Source organism: Bradyrhizobium sp. 31Argb (assembly GCF_043638955.1).
Taxonomy (GTDB): Bacteria; Pseudomonadota; Alphaproteobacteria; order Rhizobiales; family Xanthobacteraceae; genus Bradyrhizobium.
In genome coordinates this window covers 1-15615 of the sequence record NZ_JBEGDB010000193.1, presented here as the reverse complement: position 1 = coordinate 15615, position 15615 = coordinate 1, and the positions used below count along the sequence as shown (strand labels likewise).

Below are 15615 nucleotides of genomic sequence, written 5' to 3'. Positions count from 1 at the left end.
CCGCGCGAAACTACTTCGCCGTCGTCGCCATTGCCGCCACTCTGCTCTGGATAAGGTAACTGTCCACACGGCCTAAGCCGCTCCGAGCGTCTTCCCATTTGTTATTGGCTCCATTCCGCCACACGGAATAAAATTCCACTTGCAGATCAAGCTACCTCAGGCAATGTGCCGCCACAACAAAAGCCGTTCGCAGAGCGCTATGCGTTTCGCGAAACGGATGGGGAGCGTGGAATGCCAGATATCAAGATCATCACCGAAGTGGCCGGCCGTGTATGCGCTATACCAGTGGCGGCCGGTGTCAGCATCGCCGACGGCGACGAGGTCGCGCTGGTCGAAGCGATGAAGATGGAGATTCCGGTAACGTCGACCGCCGCCGGCACGGTCAAGTCGATCCTCGTCAGCATCGACGACGTGATCGCCGAAGGACAGGCGGTCGCCATCGTCGAGACCTGACGCACACACATTCAAAGTTCGCTCCGCGACAATCTGTCCGGTGATGCGACGATGGTGGCATGCCGCGCCAACGGAGCGCCGTTGCCATCATCGCAATGCGATGCAATGATCCTCGCAAACAACAAGTTTCGCGTAGCGAAACATCAGGGAGGAATCATGATCCGTCGTCTGCTCGCGCTCGGCGTCACCTTACTCGCGTCCGGACCTTCACTCGCCGAAGACATCAAGCTGCCGCCGACGATGGGCGTGACCGCCTACGACACGGGAACCGCGGGATTCAACATCGCGGTCGGCGTCGGCAAGATGATGAAGGACAAGTACGGCACCGACCTCCGCGTGCTACCGGCAGGCAACGACGTGGCGCGGCTGGCGCCCTTGCGCGCCAAGCGCGCGCTGATGTCGGCGATGGGATCGGGCACCTATTTCGCGCAGGAAGGCGTGTTCGAGTTCGGCGCCAAGGAATGGGGACCGCAGCCGCTGCAACTCCTGTTGTCCACGGTCGACTGCAATGCCGGCTCGCTCGGCGTGGCCGCCGATATCGGCGTCAAGGACATCAAGGATCTCAAGGGCAAGCGCGTCGGCTTCGTGGTCGGCTCGCCCGCGCTGAACCAGAACTCGCTCGCCATCCTCGCCTTCGGCGGTCTCAAGCAGACCGACGTCAAGGCCGTCGAATTCGCAAGCTACGGCGCGATGTGGAAGGGCCTGATCAACAACGACGCCGACGCTGCCTTCGGCACCACCATCACCGGACCCGCGAAGGAAGCCGAGACCTCGCCGCGCGGACTGATCTGGCCGCCGCTTCCGCCTGACGACAAGGCCGGATGGGAACGGGTGCAGAAGGTCGGCTCGTTCTTCTTCCCGCATCGCGCGACCTGCGGCGCCGGCATCTCGCCCGAAAAGCCGATCGAGCTCGGCACCTATCCCTACCCGATCTTCGTCGCCTACGCGTCGGTGCCGGCGGACCAGGTCTACGCCATCACCAAGGCGATGATCGTCAACTACGACGCCTACAAGGAGTCTGCGCCGGGCGCGAGCGGGCTTGCCGCGGACCGGCAGACCAAGAACTGGGTCGTACCGGTGCATGCCGGCGCGGTGAAGGCGCTGAAGGAAGCCGGCCAATGGAGCGACCAGCAGGAGGCTCACAACAACGCGCTGTTCAAGCGCCAGGACGTGCTCACCGCCGCCTGGGCGGAATATGGCAAGTCAAATCCGCCCTCGGATGAGAAGGCGTTCCTGGAAGGCTGGATGAAGGCGCGCGCGGCAGCGCTTGCCAAGGCCAACATGCCGAACGGCTTTGAATAAAACCGCGCGCTTCCACTGCAAGCTAACGCCATTGTGGGGATCTTCTGATGTCAGCTTCTCCGCTCGATAGCGCCATGGCCGCGCCGCCGAAGAGGATCGAGTTCGAAGATCCCCATGCCGGCGCGGGCAACATGCAGGAGGCCGAGGTCACGCGCGTTCGCAGCTTGCGCGGCGGCTGGCGCTGGGCGCTGGTGGTCGCGACCGCGGCCACCATCCTGCTCTGCATCAACCAGCAATTCTCGCTGCGCTTCCTGATCGGCTACACCCAGCTCAACACCGAATATTTCTATCTGCTGATTGCGCTGATGCTGCCGTTCACCTTCCTGATCTTTCCGGGAACGGGCACGGCGCCGCTCGACCGGATTCCCTGGTACGACCTTCTCCTGTTCGTGCTGACGTTTGCAGCCGCGATCTGGCTGATGCTCAACATCCGCAAGGCCGCGCAGTACGGCTGGGAATCCGACGGCGCGCCGCGCAACGTGCTCATTGCGGGCGTCGTGATGTGGGCGATGCTGATGGAGGCGCTGCGCCGCACCGGCGGCTGGAGCCTCTTGCTCAGCGTGTTCCCGTTCACCGTCTATCCGCTGTTTGCCGAGGCCAAATGGCTCGGGCCGTTTCGCGGCTCCGAACTCACCTTCGACCAGGCCACCGCCTACCACGTGCTCTCGGGCGAGAGCCTGCTCGGGATTCCGATCCAGGCCTTTGCCGATACCGTGATCGGCTTCCTCGTCTTCGGCACCGCGCTGATGATGACGGGCGCCGGAAAATTCTTCATCAACATCGCCTTTGCGCTGTGCGGCACGTTCCGCGGCGGGGCGGCGAAGGTCTGCATCTTCGCGAGCGGCCTGCTCGGCATGATGTCCGGCTCGATCATCTCCAACGTGCTCACCGCCGGCACCATGACCATCCCGGTGATGAAGCGCAGCGGCTTTCGTGCCTCCTATGCCGGCGCGATCGAGGCCTGCGCCTCGACCGGCGCGGTGCTGGCGCCGCCGGTGATGGGCGCCACGGCCTTCGTGATCGCACAGTTCCTCAACATCAGCTACGCCGAGGTCGCGGTCGCTGCGATCATTCCCGCCGCGCTCTATTATATCGGCCTGTTCATGCAGGTGGACTCCTATGCCGCGCGTCACGGCCTGAAGGGCATCCCGCGCGCCGAGCTGCCGCGGGTGATCGATACCCTCAAGTCCGGCTGGTACTACGTGTTCGTCATCGCGCTGCTGATCGTGATGCTGCTCTACTTCAAGCGCGAGAGCCACGCGCCGTTCTACGCCACCGCGCTGCTGCTGGTGCTGAACCAGGTCTTTTCCAAGGACACGCGCTGGACTTGGGCCACGATCGCGAAATTCCTCGAGGTCAATGGCCGCACCTTCGTCGAACTGGTCGGCATTCTCGCCGGCTGCGGGCTTTTGATCGGCGCGTTCTCGATGACCGGCGTGGTCTCGAGCCTCGCCAACGACCTGCTGACGCTTGCCGGCGACAACGCCTTCCTGCTGCTGGCGATGTGCGCCTTGACCAGCCTGATCCTGGGGCTCGGACTGACGACCACGGCCTGCTACATCTTCCTCGCCATCCTGGTGGCGCCGGCGCTGGAGAAGCTCGGGCTGAACCGGATGGCAGTGCACATGTTCATCTTCTACTGGGGGATGCTGTCGTCGATCACCCCGCCGGTCGCGATCGCTTCCTTCGCGGCTGCCGGTATCGCGGGATCGCCGGCGATGAAAACGGGCTGGGAATCGATGTGGGTCGGCAGCATCATCTATTTCATCCCGTTCTTCTTCGTGTTGAACCCGGCGCTGGTGCTGCAGGGACCAAGCCCCTATCTCACCGGTCTCGGCCTGATGGCGCTTGCCGCCTTCGGCACATTGTTCATTTGCGGCGGCATCCAGGGGTATCAGGCCTTCGTCGGCGATCTCAGCCGCGCAGGCGCGCTGGAATGGCCGCTGCGGGTGCTGCTCGTGATCGGCGGCTTCGTGGTGGCGACGCCCGGCGGCGGCATCAACCCGTTGTCGCAGATGCAGGTGACGCTGCTCGGCCTTGCCATCCTGGTGCCGACGGTCCTGATCGCGCTGCTCCTTGTCCGGCGGCAGCCGCTACTAGCGAACCAGTTGCGCGCTCCCTGATTGCGTTGCACAAAAGGAGGCGATGAAACCCGAGCCGCCTCCTTCTTCCGCCAGCGCCACGGCCTGGACCCGCTCAAGACCGCCGCTGCTGCGGTTCCTGCAGTCATGCCACGACGAGTTCGCCACTGAGACCGGTGGCGCCGTCGCCGATTACATTCCCGAGCTCGGCAAGGCAGACCCTGCCCATTTTGGCATCAGCCTCGCCACCCTGGACGGCCACGTCTACGAGGTCGGCGACACCAAGGTGCCCTTCACCATCCAGTCGATGTCAAAACCCTTCGTGTTCGCGCTGGCGCTGGACACGCTGGGCGCAGGGCGGGTGGAAAGCGCGATCGGCGTCGAGCCATCGGGCGACCCCTTCAACTCGATCCGACTGAACGCGGAAAACCATCCGTTCAATCCGATGGTCAATGCCGGCGCCATCGCCTGCACCGGGTTGATCCATGAGGCCAAGGGCGATGCCGCCTTCGACTATATCCGGCAGGCGCTCGGCCGCTTTGCCGGACGCGAGCTCACGCTCGACGAGGCCGTCTATCTTTCCGAAAGCACGACCGGCGACCGCAATCGGGCGATCGGCTATCTCCTACGCACCAATTCCGTGATCAAGGACAATGTCGCCTCCGTGCTGGATGTTTATTTCCGGCAATGCGCCGTGCTGGTGACCGCGCGCGATATCGCGATCATGGCGGCAACGCTTGCCAATCGCGGCATCAATCCGGTGACCGGCAAGCAGGTGATGACGCCGTATGCGATCTCGCGCACGCTCTCGGTGATGACGTCGTCGGGCATGTACGATTTCGCCGGCGAATGGATCTATCGCGTCGGCATCCCCGCCAAGAGCGGCGTCGGCGGCGGCATTTTGGCCGCGCTGCCGGCGCGGCTCGGGCTCGGCAGCTATTCGCCCAAGCTCGACAAGCACGGCAACAGCGTGCGCGGCATCAAGGTGTGCGAGGCGCTGTCCTCGCATTACGACCTGCATATGCTCAACCGCAGGGACGATGCGCGCACCAGCATCATCGCCGACTACAATATCGGCAAGAGCCCGTCCCGCCGCGTCCGCCGCCCGCAGGAGCGCGACATCCTCGCGGCGCACCACGAGGAAGTGCGGATCATCGAGCTGGTCGGCACGCTGTCGCTTTCCGCCGTCGACTACGTGTCGCGGCGGCTGGCCTCGGAGCCGCGGCCGCAATTCGTCGTCTTCGACCTGCACCGGGTCACCTCCACCACCCGCGCCGGCGCGCGGCTGGTGGCGGAGGCCTTCGAGGAACTGGCCGCGCTCGGCGTCACCGTGATCCTGTCCGGAATCAAACGCACGTCGACGGAATGGAAGACGCTGCGCGAATGGACTGCCAAGCTCGGCAACATCAGGGACTTCTACCTGCTGGATACCGCGATCGAGTGGGCGGAGGACCAGATCGTCTACCGCTATGGCGGCTCGATCGATTTCTTCGAGACCACCGAATTGTCCGAGCAGCCGCTGCTGGCCGGATTGAGCGTGGAAGAGCTGACCGACCTGGCGTCACTCGCCTCGACCCATACCTACCGCTCCGGCGAGAAGATCATCTCCGCCGGCGATTCCGCACGCTCGCTGTTCTTCTTGCGCAGCGGCGTCGTACACGTCACCCTGCCCGACGGCGTCCGCCTGGCGACGCTCACCGCCGGCATGGCATTCGGCGAGATGGCGCTGATCGAGCCGGTCCGCTCCGCCGACGTCTTGGCGGACCAGGCCGCGACCGCCTGGGAGATTCCGCTGCGCGACTTCGAACGATTCCGCAAGCAGCACCCACGCGCCGGCGAGCGGATCATGCGCAACCTCGCGCAACTGCTCGCCGACCGGCTGATCGTCGCGAACGCGAAGGTGGATCTGCTGACGTCGACGTAATCTCTCTTCATTCCCTCTCCCTGCTCTTCGCGGGGAGAGGGTTAGGGTGAGGGGCTGCCTCCGCGAACATTGCTGCCAGTTGTATTCGCGGAGGCAGCCCCTCACCCGGATCGCATCTGACGATGCGATCCGGCCTCTCCCCGCAGGCGGGGCGAGGCGAAGGGAGCTCGCGGCCTTAGCTAAGACTCAGCCCACCACTTCCGTGACCGGCTGCAAATCGATCTCGAACGTCTCGAGGAATTTCGAGGTCATGATGTAGAAGCCGACTGAGAGCTGCAATTCGACGAGCGCGGCCGGCGAGAGTTTCGAGGCGATCGCGTTGAAGGTGGCGTCCGTCGGCTTGTTGAGCTTGACGATCTCATCAGTGAAGGCGAGCGCGGCGCGCTGTACTTCGTTGAAGCAGGTGGCGGACTGCCAATTCTCCAGTGCTTCGTTCTGTTCGTCGGTGACGCCGACATTCTTGCCGATCCGTTTGTGCGCGACGATTTCGTATGGCGCTTCGCACAGGATTCCGGTGCGGGTGATCGCAAGCTCGCGCACGATCGGATCAAGCTCGCCTCTGTGTCGGATCGCGCCGCCGAGCCGGCAATATTGCTCAAAATAGCTTGGCGAATGCGCCATCATGCGGAAGATATTGGCGTTGCGGTTCTTGTCGAGAATTTCGCGGGTGCGATCGCTGGCTTTGGCGGGATCGCTGTATTCGATGCGGGCCATTCTTTCCGTCTCGTTTCTTTTTTCGCGTTTTGCGTGGGTTCCGTTAAGGTCCAAGACACTATCTGGCGCTTGACGCAGGAGCAACACAGCCGAGTCAAAATGCCGCCGCAATGCTGGCCGACCTTGCTACCGTCGATATTCGCCGAGTGGGGACTCAATCAGAGCGAATGTCCGACGCGGGGTGTTCCGAGAGTACCAATCTAAAAGGCCGTCGCTTGCGCGGATTCCGCGCCACGATGAGTCACGCCCAAGTCTAGGGAGACAGGCATGAAGGAAGCCACCAGGAGGGCGGCCTCGGAGGCGCTTGCGCAAATGCTGGCGGTGACGGCAATGGTCGTCATCGCCGGCATTGTGCTCTATTGGCGGTGACTGTCGTCATATCCCAACCAACAACCGTCATTGCGAGCGCAGCGAAGCAATCCATGCTTCCGCAAGTGGCGAAATGGATTGCTTCGCTACGCTCGCAATGACGCCGGAATAACGACGGTCGTTCACTTTACCTTTTGAAAATACGGGACCAATCGCCCGGCGAACTGCGCAAAGCGCGCGTTCACCTTGTCGCCGATCGCAAGATCGTTCTCGCCGTGCGCCATCATGCGGAAACCCTCGGCGATGTCGACCAGCACGATGTTGTAGGGCACATGCGCGCGCGTCTCGGGCGTGGCGGCGCGGCAGACCAGCGAGGTCGCGTACACTGTCCCTGCCCCGCTGGCGCGCTTCTCCTGCGGATCGGGTGCGCCGCAGACGGCGCAAAAGCTGCGGCGGAAATATTGCGCAGCGCCACAGGCGGCGCAGGATTGATAGACGATCGATTCCGCGCCCGTGGTCCAGTCCGCAAGCTTTCCGCTCATCGCACCCGCTCCAGAAACATGCTGACATGCGAGGACAGCACGCCGCCATCGCCATGCAATAGCGCGACCGAGGCGTCGCGGACCTGACGGTTTCCGGCTCGCTCAGTCATTTGCAGATGCGTCTCGACCAGATGCGCCATCGCGCCGCCGACACCGCAATGGCCGTAGCTCAAGAGCCCACCATGGGTGTTGAGCGGCATCTCGCCGTCCTGATTGAAGTAACCGGCACGCACGCGCGCGGCAGCCTCGCCGCGCTTTGCCAGACCGAGATCTTCGAGCAGCATCGCAAGCGTGATGGTGAAGCTGTCGTACACCGCTGCATAGCGCACATCGGAGACCGCAACGTGAGAGGCCGCCTTGGCCTTGGCGATCGCGATCTCGGCACCGAGTTCGCTTAAAGCCGGCGCGGCGGTGGCATGCTGATGCGTATGGGCCTGCGCACAGCCGCGGATACGCACGCCGACATCGCCAATCCGCTCGCGGCTGATCACGAATGCCGCGCCGCCGTCGGAAACGGGGCAGCAATCGAGCAGCTTCAGCGGCTTCGCCACCGGCTTCGAAGCCATCACGTCAGCGATCGTAATCGGGTCGTGGAATTGCGCGCCGGGATGGGTCAGCGCGTGCCTGCGCATCAGCATGGCGAATTCGGCGAGGTCTTCTTCAGTGAGGCCGTATTCATGCATGTAGCGGGAGGCGACGAGGCCGTAATAGGCGGGAATGGTCGGCCCGAGCGGCACTTCGTAATCGGGATGGCCGACTTGCGCGAGCGCCTGGATCGAGGCGTCGCGGCTCTGTCCGGTCAGCCGGTTCTCGCCGCCGACCACGAGCACATGCTTGGCCACGCCGGCATCGACCAGATGATGCGCGAGCATGGTCATCGCGAGCCCGGTGGCGCCGCCGACCTGCACGGCATGGGCATAGGACGGGCGGATGCCGAAATGCTCGGCGAACACTGTCGCGAGCATGATGTGCGGCGACACCGTGGAGTAGCCGCAGAGGATGCCATCGATCTCCGACCGCTGCAGCCCGGCGTCCGAGATCGCAAGCTGCGCCGCCTTGCTCATGAGGTCGAGCGAGGACGAGCCTTCGTGCTTGCCGAATGAGGTCAGCCCGACGCCGGTGATGAAGCTCATGACGCTACTTCCTCCTCCGTCATTCCGGGGCGCCGCGCAGCGGCGAGCCCGGCATCCATCGGGCCGCATGCGAAACATGCGAAAGAGGAGAAATGGATTCCGGGCTCGCGCTGCGCGCGCCCCGGAATGACGGTGTGAACTGTGGAGACGCCATCATCACCCGCCCTCAATACGACTTCGGCAGCCCCAGCACTTTCTCGGCAATAAAACTCAGGATGAGCTGCGGGCTGATCGGGGCGATGCGTGGAATCAGGGATTCGCGCAGGTAGCGCTCGACATGATATTCCTTGGCGTAGCCGAAGCCGCCATGGGTCATCACCGCTTGTTCGCAGGCGCGGAAGCCGGCTTCGGCGGCCAGGAATTTTGCCGAGTTGGCGGCCGGCCCGCAAGGAAGGCCGTTGTCGTAGTGCCATCCGGCCGACAGCACCATCAACCATGCGGCCTCCAGCTCCATCCAGCATTTGGCGAGCGGATGCTGGATCGCCTGGTTCATGCCGATCGGGCGGTTGAACACGATGCGGCTCTTGGCGTAGGCCTGCGCGCGCGACAGCGCGACCTTGCCGAGCCCGACTGCTTCGGCCGCGATCAGGATGCGCTCCGGATTCATGCCGTGCAGAATATATTCGAAGCCGCGCCCCTCTTCGCCGAGGCGATCCTCAACTGGAATTTCAAAATTCTCGAAGAACAATTCGTTGGAGTCGACGGGCTTGCGGCCCATCTTCTCGATCTCGTGCACGGTGACGCGCTGCTTGTCGAAATCGGTGTAGAACAGGCTCAAACCTTGCGTCGGCGTCCGCACCTCTTCGAGCGGCGTGGTCCGCGCCAGCAGCAGGATCTTGTTGGCGACCTGCGCGGTCGAGATCCAGACCTTCTGGCCGTTGACGATGTATTTGTCGCCCTTGCGCACCGCGCGGGTCTTGAGCTGGGTGGTGTTGAGCCCGGTGTTCGGCTCGGTCACCGCAAAGCAGGACTTGTCGCGGCCGTCGATGATCGGCGGCAGCATGCGCTGGCACTGCTCCTTGGTGCCGAACACGACCACCGGATTGAGCCCGAATACGTTCATGTGCACGGCCGACGCGCCCGACATGCCGGCGCCGGATTCCGAAATCGTGCGCATCATGATCGCGGCGTCGGTGATGCCGAGCCCGGAGCCGCCATATTCCTCGGGGATGCAGATGCCGAGCCAGCCGGCATCCGCCAGTGCGCGGTGGAAGTCGGCGGGGTAGCCGCCCTCCTTGTCCTTCTTCAGCCAATAGGCGTCGTCAAAGCGCGCACAGATTTTTGCCACTGCATCGCGGATGGATTCCTGATTGGCCGAGAGCGCAAAATCCATCAGTCTCTGTCCTAGTTCTCTGGTGTCTTGCTGACGCCGTCGCGGCGCATGGCGGCGATCTCGTCGGCGGAGAAACCGGCCTCCCGCAGGATCTCCACGCTGTGCTCGCCGAGCCGCGGCGCGAGCCGCTTCGGCTCGGCTGTCGTCTCCGACCAGCGCGCCGAGACCTTCATGCTGCGGATGCGACCTTCGGTCGGATGCTCGATGACCGGAAACACATCGGTTGCAACGATGTGCGGGTCCTGCAACAGGCTCTCGAGATCGTGCATCGGCATGACCGGCACGTCGGCCTTCTCGAGGATCTCGTTCCACTCCGCGGTGGTCTTGGTCTTGAGGATGCGCGCAAGCTCGGCGTAGACGCAATCGATATTGGCGGCACGGCCGGCGAAGGTCGCAAATCTCGAATCCTCGCGGAGATCGTCGCGCCCGATGGCGGTGAAGAAATTGTCCCACTGCTTGTCGTTGTAGACGATCACGCAGATATAGCCGTCGCTCGTCTTGTAGGGGCGGCGGTCCGGCGACAGATGGCGCTTGTAGCCGCCACGGTCGAGCGGCGGATCGTAGGTGAGGCCGCCCATATGGTCGCCCATGACGAAGCCGGCCATGGTCTCGAACATCGGGATGTCGACACGCTGCCCCTGCCCGGTCTTGTCGCGATGCACCAGGCTCGCGCAGATCGCGCCGACCGCGGTCAGTCCCACGATGCGATCGACCAGCGCGTTCGGCACGTAGCGCGGCACGCCGTCGGCGGTCTGCGCCATCAGCGCCGGCAGCGCGGTCGCGCCCTGGATCAGGTCGTCATAGGCGGGCTTGGCGGCATACGGTCCGTCCTGGCCGAAGCCGAACACGCCGGCATAGATCAGCCGCGGATTGATCTTGGAGACAACGTCGTAGCCGAGCTGCAACCGCGCCATCGCCTGCGGGCGCACATTGTAGACGAGCACGTCGGCCTTCGCGATCAGGCGCAGCACGGCCTCGCGCCCGGCCGGCTTCTTCAAGTCGAGGCAGATCGAGCGCTTGCTGCGGTTGGTGTTGAGGTACACCGGGCCCATGCCGGCATGGCGCGTCGGGCCGATCTGGCGCGTGACGTCGCCGTCGGGCGATTCCACCTTGATGACGTCGGCACCGTAGTCGCCGAGCGTCTGGGTCGCATACGGCCCCATCAGAACGGTCGTCATGTCCACGACCTTGATGCCCTCCAGCGGTCCCATAGCCTCGCCATCCTCTCAGAAAGGCAGCCGATCACGGCCGCGTTATCGCTTCCGGGGACCTAGTAACGGCAGGGCGTCCGCAAGATCAAGGCGCGCCGCGCGTATGGGCGTATGCGCGGCGGGTAGCGGGTTATCTGTTCGCCCGCGCGTCGCGCTCCTTCATCAGCCGCTCGAGCTCGTCATTCTGTTGGCTGATGCGGTCGGCAATACGCGCCTCGTTCTGCTCGCCGGATGCCGCGGCGGCCTGTTCGATGAGCTGCCTGATGTTGTCTTCAAGAATCGCAATGCGATCGTTGAGTTCGTCCAGCGACAACGAGCTTTCGTTACCCATGATACACGCTCCGAAAGTCTGCGCCGCGGTGCACCGCGGCAATTCGTAGCATTGTAGGGTGGGCAAAGCGAAGCGTGCCCACCGTGACCAGCGGAGTGCTTGATGGTGGGCACGCTTCGCTTTGCCCACCCTACGGCAGCCCGCTTCGCCTACAGCCTACTTCGCCGGCTCCAGCAGCGAAACGTAATTCGCAACCGCGGCGCCGCCCATGTTGAAGATGCCGGCGAGCTCGGGATTCTTCAACTGCATACCCTCGGGCGCCTGCCCCGTGAGCTGCATCGCGCTCATCACATGCATGGAGACGCCGGTGGCGCCGATCGGGTGACCCTTCGCCTTCAGCCCGCCGGACGGATTGATCGGCAGCTTGCCGTCCTTCAGCGTCCAGCCCTCCTTGATCGCACGGGCGCCCTGCCCGCGCGGCGTCAGGCCCATCGCTTCATACTCGATCAGTTCGGCGACGGTGAAGCAGTCATGGGTCTCGACAAAGGAGAGATCGTAAAGCTTGGCGCCGGCCTGCTCCAGGGCGCGCTGCCAGGCCACCGTGCAACCCTCGAACTGCAGGATGTCGCGTTTGGACATCGGCAGGAAGTCCTGCGCATGGGCGGTGGCGCGGAAGTTCACCGCCTTCCCCATGGTCTTGGCGGTCTCCGAATCCGTCAGCACCAGCGCGGCGGCGCCATCCGACACCAGCGAGCAGTCGGTGCGCTTCAGGGGGCCGGCGACGAACGGGTTCTTGTCGCTCTCGGCGCGGCAGAATTCGAAGCCGAAATCCTTGCGCATCTGCGCATAGGGATTGGCGACGCCGTTCTTGTGGTTCTTGGCTGCGATCAGCGCCAGCGCATCGGACTGGTCGCCATATTTCTGGAAATAGGCCTGCGCGATCTTGCCGAACACGCCAGCGAACCCCCCGGGCGTATCACCATCTTCAGGCAAATAGGAGGCGCGGAGCAGATTGCGGCCGATCTCCGGTCCCGGCGTCTTCGTCATCTGCTCGACGCCGACCACGAGCACGAATTTGGCGCCGGTCTGGATGGCGCGGATGCCCTGGTGCACGGCGGCCGATCCGGTCGCGCAGGCGTTCTCGACGCGCGTGGCCGGCTTGAAGCGGAACTGCGGATCGGCCTGGAGCACCAGCGAGGCCGTGAAGTCCTGCTGCGAGAAGCCTGCGTTGAAATGTCCCAGCACGATCTCATCGACGTCGCCAGCCGAAATGCCGGCATCGGTCAGCGCCTCGTTGGCGACGCGCACGACCAGGCTTTCAACCGTCTCGGCGTCGAATTTGCCGAAGGGCGTGTGCGCCCACCCCACGATGCTGGCTGTCATGGCCGTTCTCCCAAAAATGTTCCTGATCGCTTGTAGCTGATCCGTATCCGGACTTCACCCGGCTTTCAGCGATTTCAGGGTGCGGTCGCACATGGCGGTTATGCCGGCCCAATTGTTGGACCTGACCTCGGCGGGCGGGCAGAGCCAGGACCCGCCGACCGCGACCACATTGGGCTCCGCCAGCCAGGTGGCGGCATTGGCCTCCCCGATGCCGCCGGTCGGGCAGAACCGCGCGTTCGGGAACGGCCCGGCCAGCCCCCGAAGTGCCTTGATACCGCCTGAAGATTCCGCCGGGAAGAATTTCACGAGATCGAAGCCGTACGCCAGCGCCAGCATCAATTCGGATGCGGTGGCGATCCCCGGCGCGAACGGCAGGCTGCTGCCGGCAGCGGCTTTCAGGAGCTCGGGTGTCGCACCCGGGCTGATGCCGAATTTGGCGCCGAGCGCCTCGGCGCGGGCCAGGTCGTCGGGGCTCAGGATCGTGCCGATGCCGACGATCGCGTCCGGCACCTCGGCCATGATCGCCTTCGCCGCCTCGATCGCGACCGGCGTGCGCAAGGTGACCTCCAGGGTGAACACCCCGCCGGCGACCAGCGCGCGGGCCAGCGGCACCGCATCCTCGCGCCGCTCGATGGTCAGGACGGGGATGATCTTGGCCTGGCTGAACAGCGTGGCGAGCGTTTCCTGTTTGGCTGATGTCATTGCGAGACCCTGCGGGAATTCGCCGGCCGCGGCACTTTCTTCGGCGGCATGGCATAGCGCGGAATGATCGCGCCGGGATAGCAGACCACGACGCCGGCCAGCCGATGGCCCGCGCGGGCGGCCTCCGGCGGCTCGGCGCCGGAAAGCCGGGCGGCGAGATAGGCGGCCGCGAAACTGTCGCCGGCCGCGGTGGTATCGATAACCGGCTGGGTCACCGGCTCGGCCCTCACCTCGCGCGATCCGCCGGGAAAGCGCAGCACGCTGACGGGCTCCGAGAGCTTCAGCACCACTTCCGGGGTCGAAATGCCCGCGAGCAGCGCCCCATGGCTCTCGCCGGGATAGAGCGGCAACAGATCCTCGGTGGAGGCGAGCACGATGTCGGCCGCCTCGAACGCCGCGCTGTAGACGCTGCGCGCCTCGCTCAGATCAGGCCAGCCGCGGGCACGGAAATTGGTATCGAACGCGAAGCGCGTGCCGAGCAGGCGCGCGCGCTTCAAGGCCGTCATCAACCGCCCTCGCCCGTAATCATCATAGATCGAGAGCGTAATGGCGGAGAGATAGACGAGGTCGTAGGTCGCGAGCGAATTGAGGAGGTCCTCGGTCTCCGGCAAATGCATCAGCTTGCGCGCGGCCGAGTTCTCACGCCAATGGAAGAATTTTCGTTCGCCCTTCTCATCCGTCTGGATCAGATAAATGCCGGGCAGTTTGCCCGCCAGCCGGGCGACGCGCTTGGTGCCGACGCCCTCGGCCTTCCAGGCGGCGATCATCTCCTCGCTCAACGCATCGTCGCCGAGCGCGGTGATGTAGTCGACGTCGATGCCGAGGCGCGCGAGATAGACGGCGGTGTTGAGGGTGTCACCGCCGTAACCCCGGGAGTAGAGGCCGCCTGGCGTCCCGCTTTGGGGCCCGCCTTGCGCCTGCCTCAACTCGATCATGCATTCGCCGATAGAGGCTACCCGCGTCATGACCGCACTCCGTAGCAAGACTACGCCGCGAATTTGCCGCCGAGCTCGTCCTCGATGTGAATCCGGATGATATCGTCGAACGTCTTCTCTGCCGTCGTGAAGCCGAGCTTCAGCGCCCGTTCGGTGACGAAATCGCGCGGCCAGCCGGAGACGATGCCGATGATGGTCTGGTCCGGCACCCGCTTGATCCGCGCCGTGACGTTCTTGCCGGCGACGCGATCGAGCGCCGCGATCTGCTCGCCGACGGTGGCGGAGAGCCCGGGCATGCTGAGATTGCGGCGCGGACCGATGGCATTGAGGTCCATGGTCCCGGCATGCACGAGGAAACCGACCGCCGAGCGCGGCGAAGCATGCCAATGCCGCACGTCCTCGGACACCGGCAGGATCGCCTCCTCGTCGGCCAGCGGCTCGCGCATGATGTTGGAGAAGAAGCCGGACGCCGCCTTGTTCGGCCGGCCCGGCCGCACGCAGATCGTCGGCAGGCGGATGCTGATGCCGTCGAACAGGCCCTTGCGGGTATAGTCGTTGATCAGGAGCTCACAGATCGACTTTTGCGTGCCGTAGCTGGTCAGCGGTGTGTGGAAGAACTCGTCGCCGATCTTGTCCGGGAACGGCGCGCCGAACACCGCGATCGAGGACGTGAACACCAGCCGCGGCTTGTAGCCGCCGCCGACCGCGCGGATGGCGTCGATCAGGTAGCGCGTGCCGTCGAGATTGATGCGGTAGCCCTTGTCGAAGTCAGCCTCGGCCTCGCCGGAAACGATCGCGGCGAGGTGGAAGATCACGTCCGGCCGCTCGGCGATCAATGGCGCCGCGGCGCCGGCATCGGCGAAGTCGGACGCCACCACCCTGACCGGGATCGAGGCGCTAGCCGGCTTTGCAGGCTCGACCACGTCCTGCAGGGTCATCCTGGTGATGTCCAGCTTGCCGAGGCGGCCGTCGCGCAGCAGACGGTCGGTCAATTTACGGCCGACCATGCCGGCGGCGCCAAGAATCAGAACGTGCAAGACCCAACTCCTTCTTGTTCTTCAAGGCTAGTGCGTGGCGATTGCACTACGATGCGAGAGGCGGACTCCGCTGCACCTCGCCCCGCTTGCGGGGAGAGGTCGGAATTCAAGCCCAGCTCGAATTCCGGGTGAGGGGGAGCCTCCGCAAATACATCTGTCACCATATTCGCGGGCAGAACCCCTCACCCCTACCCTCTCCCCGTAAGAACGGCTGTCCGATTCACACATCGCGGAGCGCCAGACTGGTACCAAATTTGATGCGCTGGAAGGCTTCGAGCCCCAGGC

At 64.4% G+C, this 15615-nt stretch carries 14 protein-coding genes; 4 read left to right on the top strand and 10 right to left on the bottom strand.

The features are described 5' to 3' along the window. Nucleotides 1-231: 231 nt before the first annotated feature. From AAFX91_RS28825 to glsA, 4 genes are all read left to right on the top strand, one after another. Complete coding sequence (locus AAFX91_RS28825; protein WP_394568899.1) at nt 232-453, top strand: acetyl-CoA carboxylase biotin carboxyl carrier protein subunit; 222 nt, start codon at nt 232-234, stop codon at nt 451-453. Between the two features lie 156 nt (nt 454-609). Beyond that, a complete protein-coding gene (locus tag AAFX91_RS28820; RefSeq protein ID WP_282531051.1) occupies nt 610-1755 on the top strand; it encodes a TAXI family TRAP transporter solute-binding subunit in 1146 nt (381 codons plus the stop codon). A gap of 47 nt (nt 1756-1802) precedes the next feature. Beyond that, on the top strand, nt 1803-3878 hold the full coding sequence (locus AAFX91_RS28815; protein WP_394568898.1) for a TRAP transporter permease: 2076 nt from the start codon (nt 1803-1805) through the stop codon (nt 3876-3878). A 22-nt stretch (nt 3879-3900) separates the two neighbouring features. Further along, entirely contained in the window at nt 3901-5760 is a 1860-nt protein-coding gene (glsA, locus tag AAFX91_RS28810; RefSeq protein ID WP_394568897.1) for a glutaminase A, read from the top strand. Nucleotides 5761-5946: 186 nt separating this feature from the next. On the opposite strand, the gene AAFX91_RS28805 is transcribed toward glsA, so the two are convergent. From AAFX91_RS28805 to denD, 10 genes are all read right to left on the bottom strand, one after another. Further along, a complete protein-coding gene (locus AAFX91_RS28805) occupies nt 5947-6474 on the bottom strand; it encodes a carboxymuconolactone decarboxylase family protein (RefSeq protein WP_394568896.1) in 528 nt (175 codons plus the stop codon). A gap of 491 nt (nt 6475-6965) precedes the next feature. After that, on the bottom strand, nt 6966-7325 hold the full coding sequence (locus AAFX91_RS28800; protein ID WP_130583454.1) for a Zn-ribbon domain-containing OB-fold protein: 360 nt from the start codon (nt 7323-7325) through the stop codon (nt 6966-6968). Then, nucleotides 7322-8458, bottom strand: coding sequence for a thiolase family protein (locus tag AAFX91_RS28795; protein ID WP_394568895.1), 1137 nt, complete (start codon nt 8456-8458; stop codon nt 7322-7324). The genes AAFX91_RS28800 and AAFX91_RS28795 overlap by 4 nt, the downstream gene beginning before the upstream one ends. Before the next feature lie 166 nt (nt 8459-8624). Beyond that, nucleotides 8625-9791, bottom strand: a complete 1167-nt coding sequence (locus AAFX91_RS28790; RefSeq protein ID WP_394568894.1) for an acyl-CoA dehydrogenase family protein — start codon at nt 9789-9791, stop codon at nt 8625-8627. Between the two features lie 11 nt (nt 9792-9802). Further along, a complete protein-coding gene (locus AAFX91_RS28785) occupies nt 9803-11002 on the bottom strand; it encodes a CaiB/BaiF CoA transferase family protein (RefSeq protein WP_394568893.1) in 1200 nt (399 codons plus the stop codon). Nucleotides 11003-11132: 130 nt separating this feature from the next. After that, nucleotides 11133-11333 (bottom strand): hypothetical protein, encoded by a 201-nt coding sequence (locus tag AAFX91_RS28780; RefSeq protein ID WP_130583450.1) that lies wholly within the window; start codon nt 11331-11333, stop codon nt 11133-11135. A 156-nt stretch (nt 11334-11489) separates the two neighbouring features. Continuing rightward, nucleotides 11490-12656 (bottom strand): acetyl-CoA acetyltransferase, encoded by a 1167-nt coding sequence (locus AAFX91_RS28775; RefSeq protein WP_394568892.1) that lies wholly within the window; start codon nt 12654-12656, stop codon nt 11490-11492. 54 nt (nt 12657-12710) lie between these two features. After that, the gene (gene eda, locus AAFX91_RS28770) at nt 12711-13358 is read right to left on the bottom strand and encodes a bifunctional 4-hydroxy-2-oxoglutarate aldolase/2-dehydro-3-deoxy-phosphogluconate aldolase (protein ID WP_282531044.1); all 648 of its coding nucleotides are present in this window, start codon (nt 13356-13358) and stop codon (nt 12711-12713) included. Continuing rightward, on the bottom strand, nt 13355-14323 hold the full coding sequence (locus AAFX91_RS28765) for a sugar kinase (protein ID WP_282531043.1): 969 nt from the start codon (nt 14321-14323) through the stop codon (nt 13355-13357). The genes eda and AAFX91_RS28765 overlap by 4 nt, the downstream gene beginning before the upstream one ends. Nucleotides 14324-14343: 20 nt before the next feature. Next, the gene (denD, locus tag AAFX91_RS28760) at nt 14344-15330 is read right to left on the bottom strand and encodes a D-erythronate dehydrogenase (RefSeq protein WP_394568891.1); all 987 of its coding nucleotides are present in this window, start codon (nt 15328-15330) and stop codon (nt 14344-14346) included. Nucleotides 15331-15615: the final 285 nt, after the last annotated feature.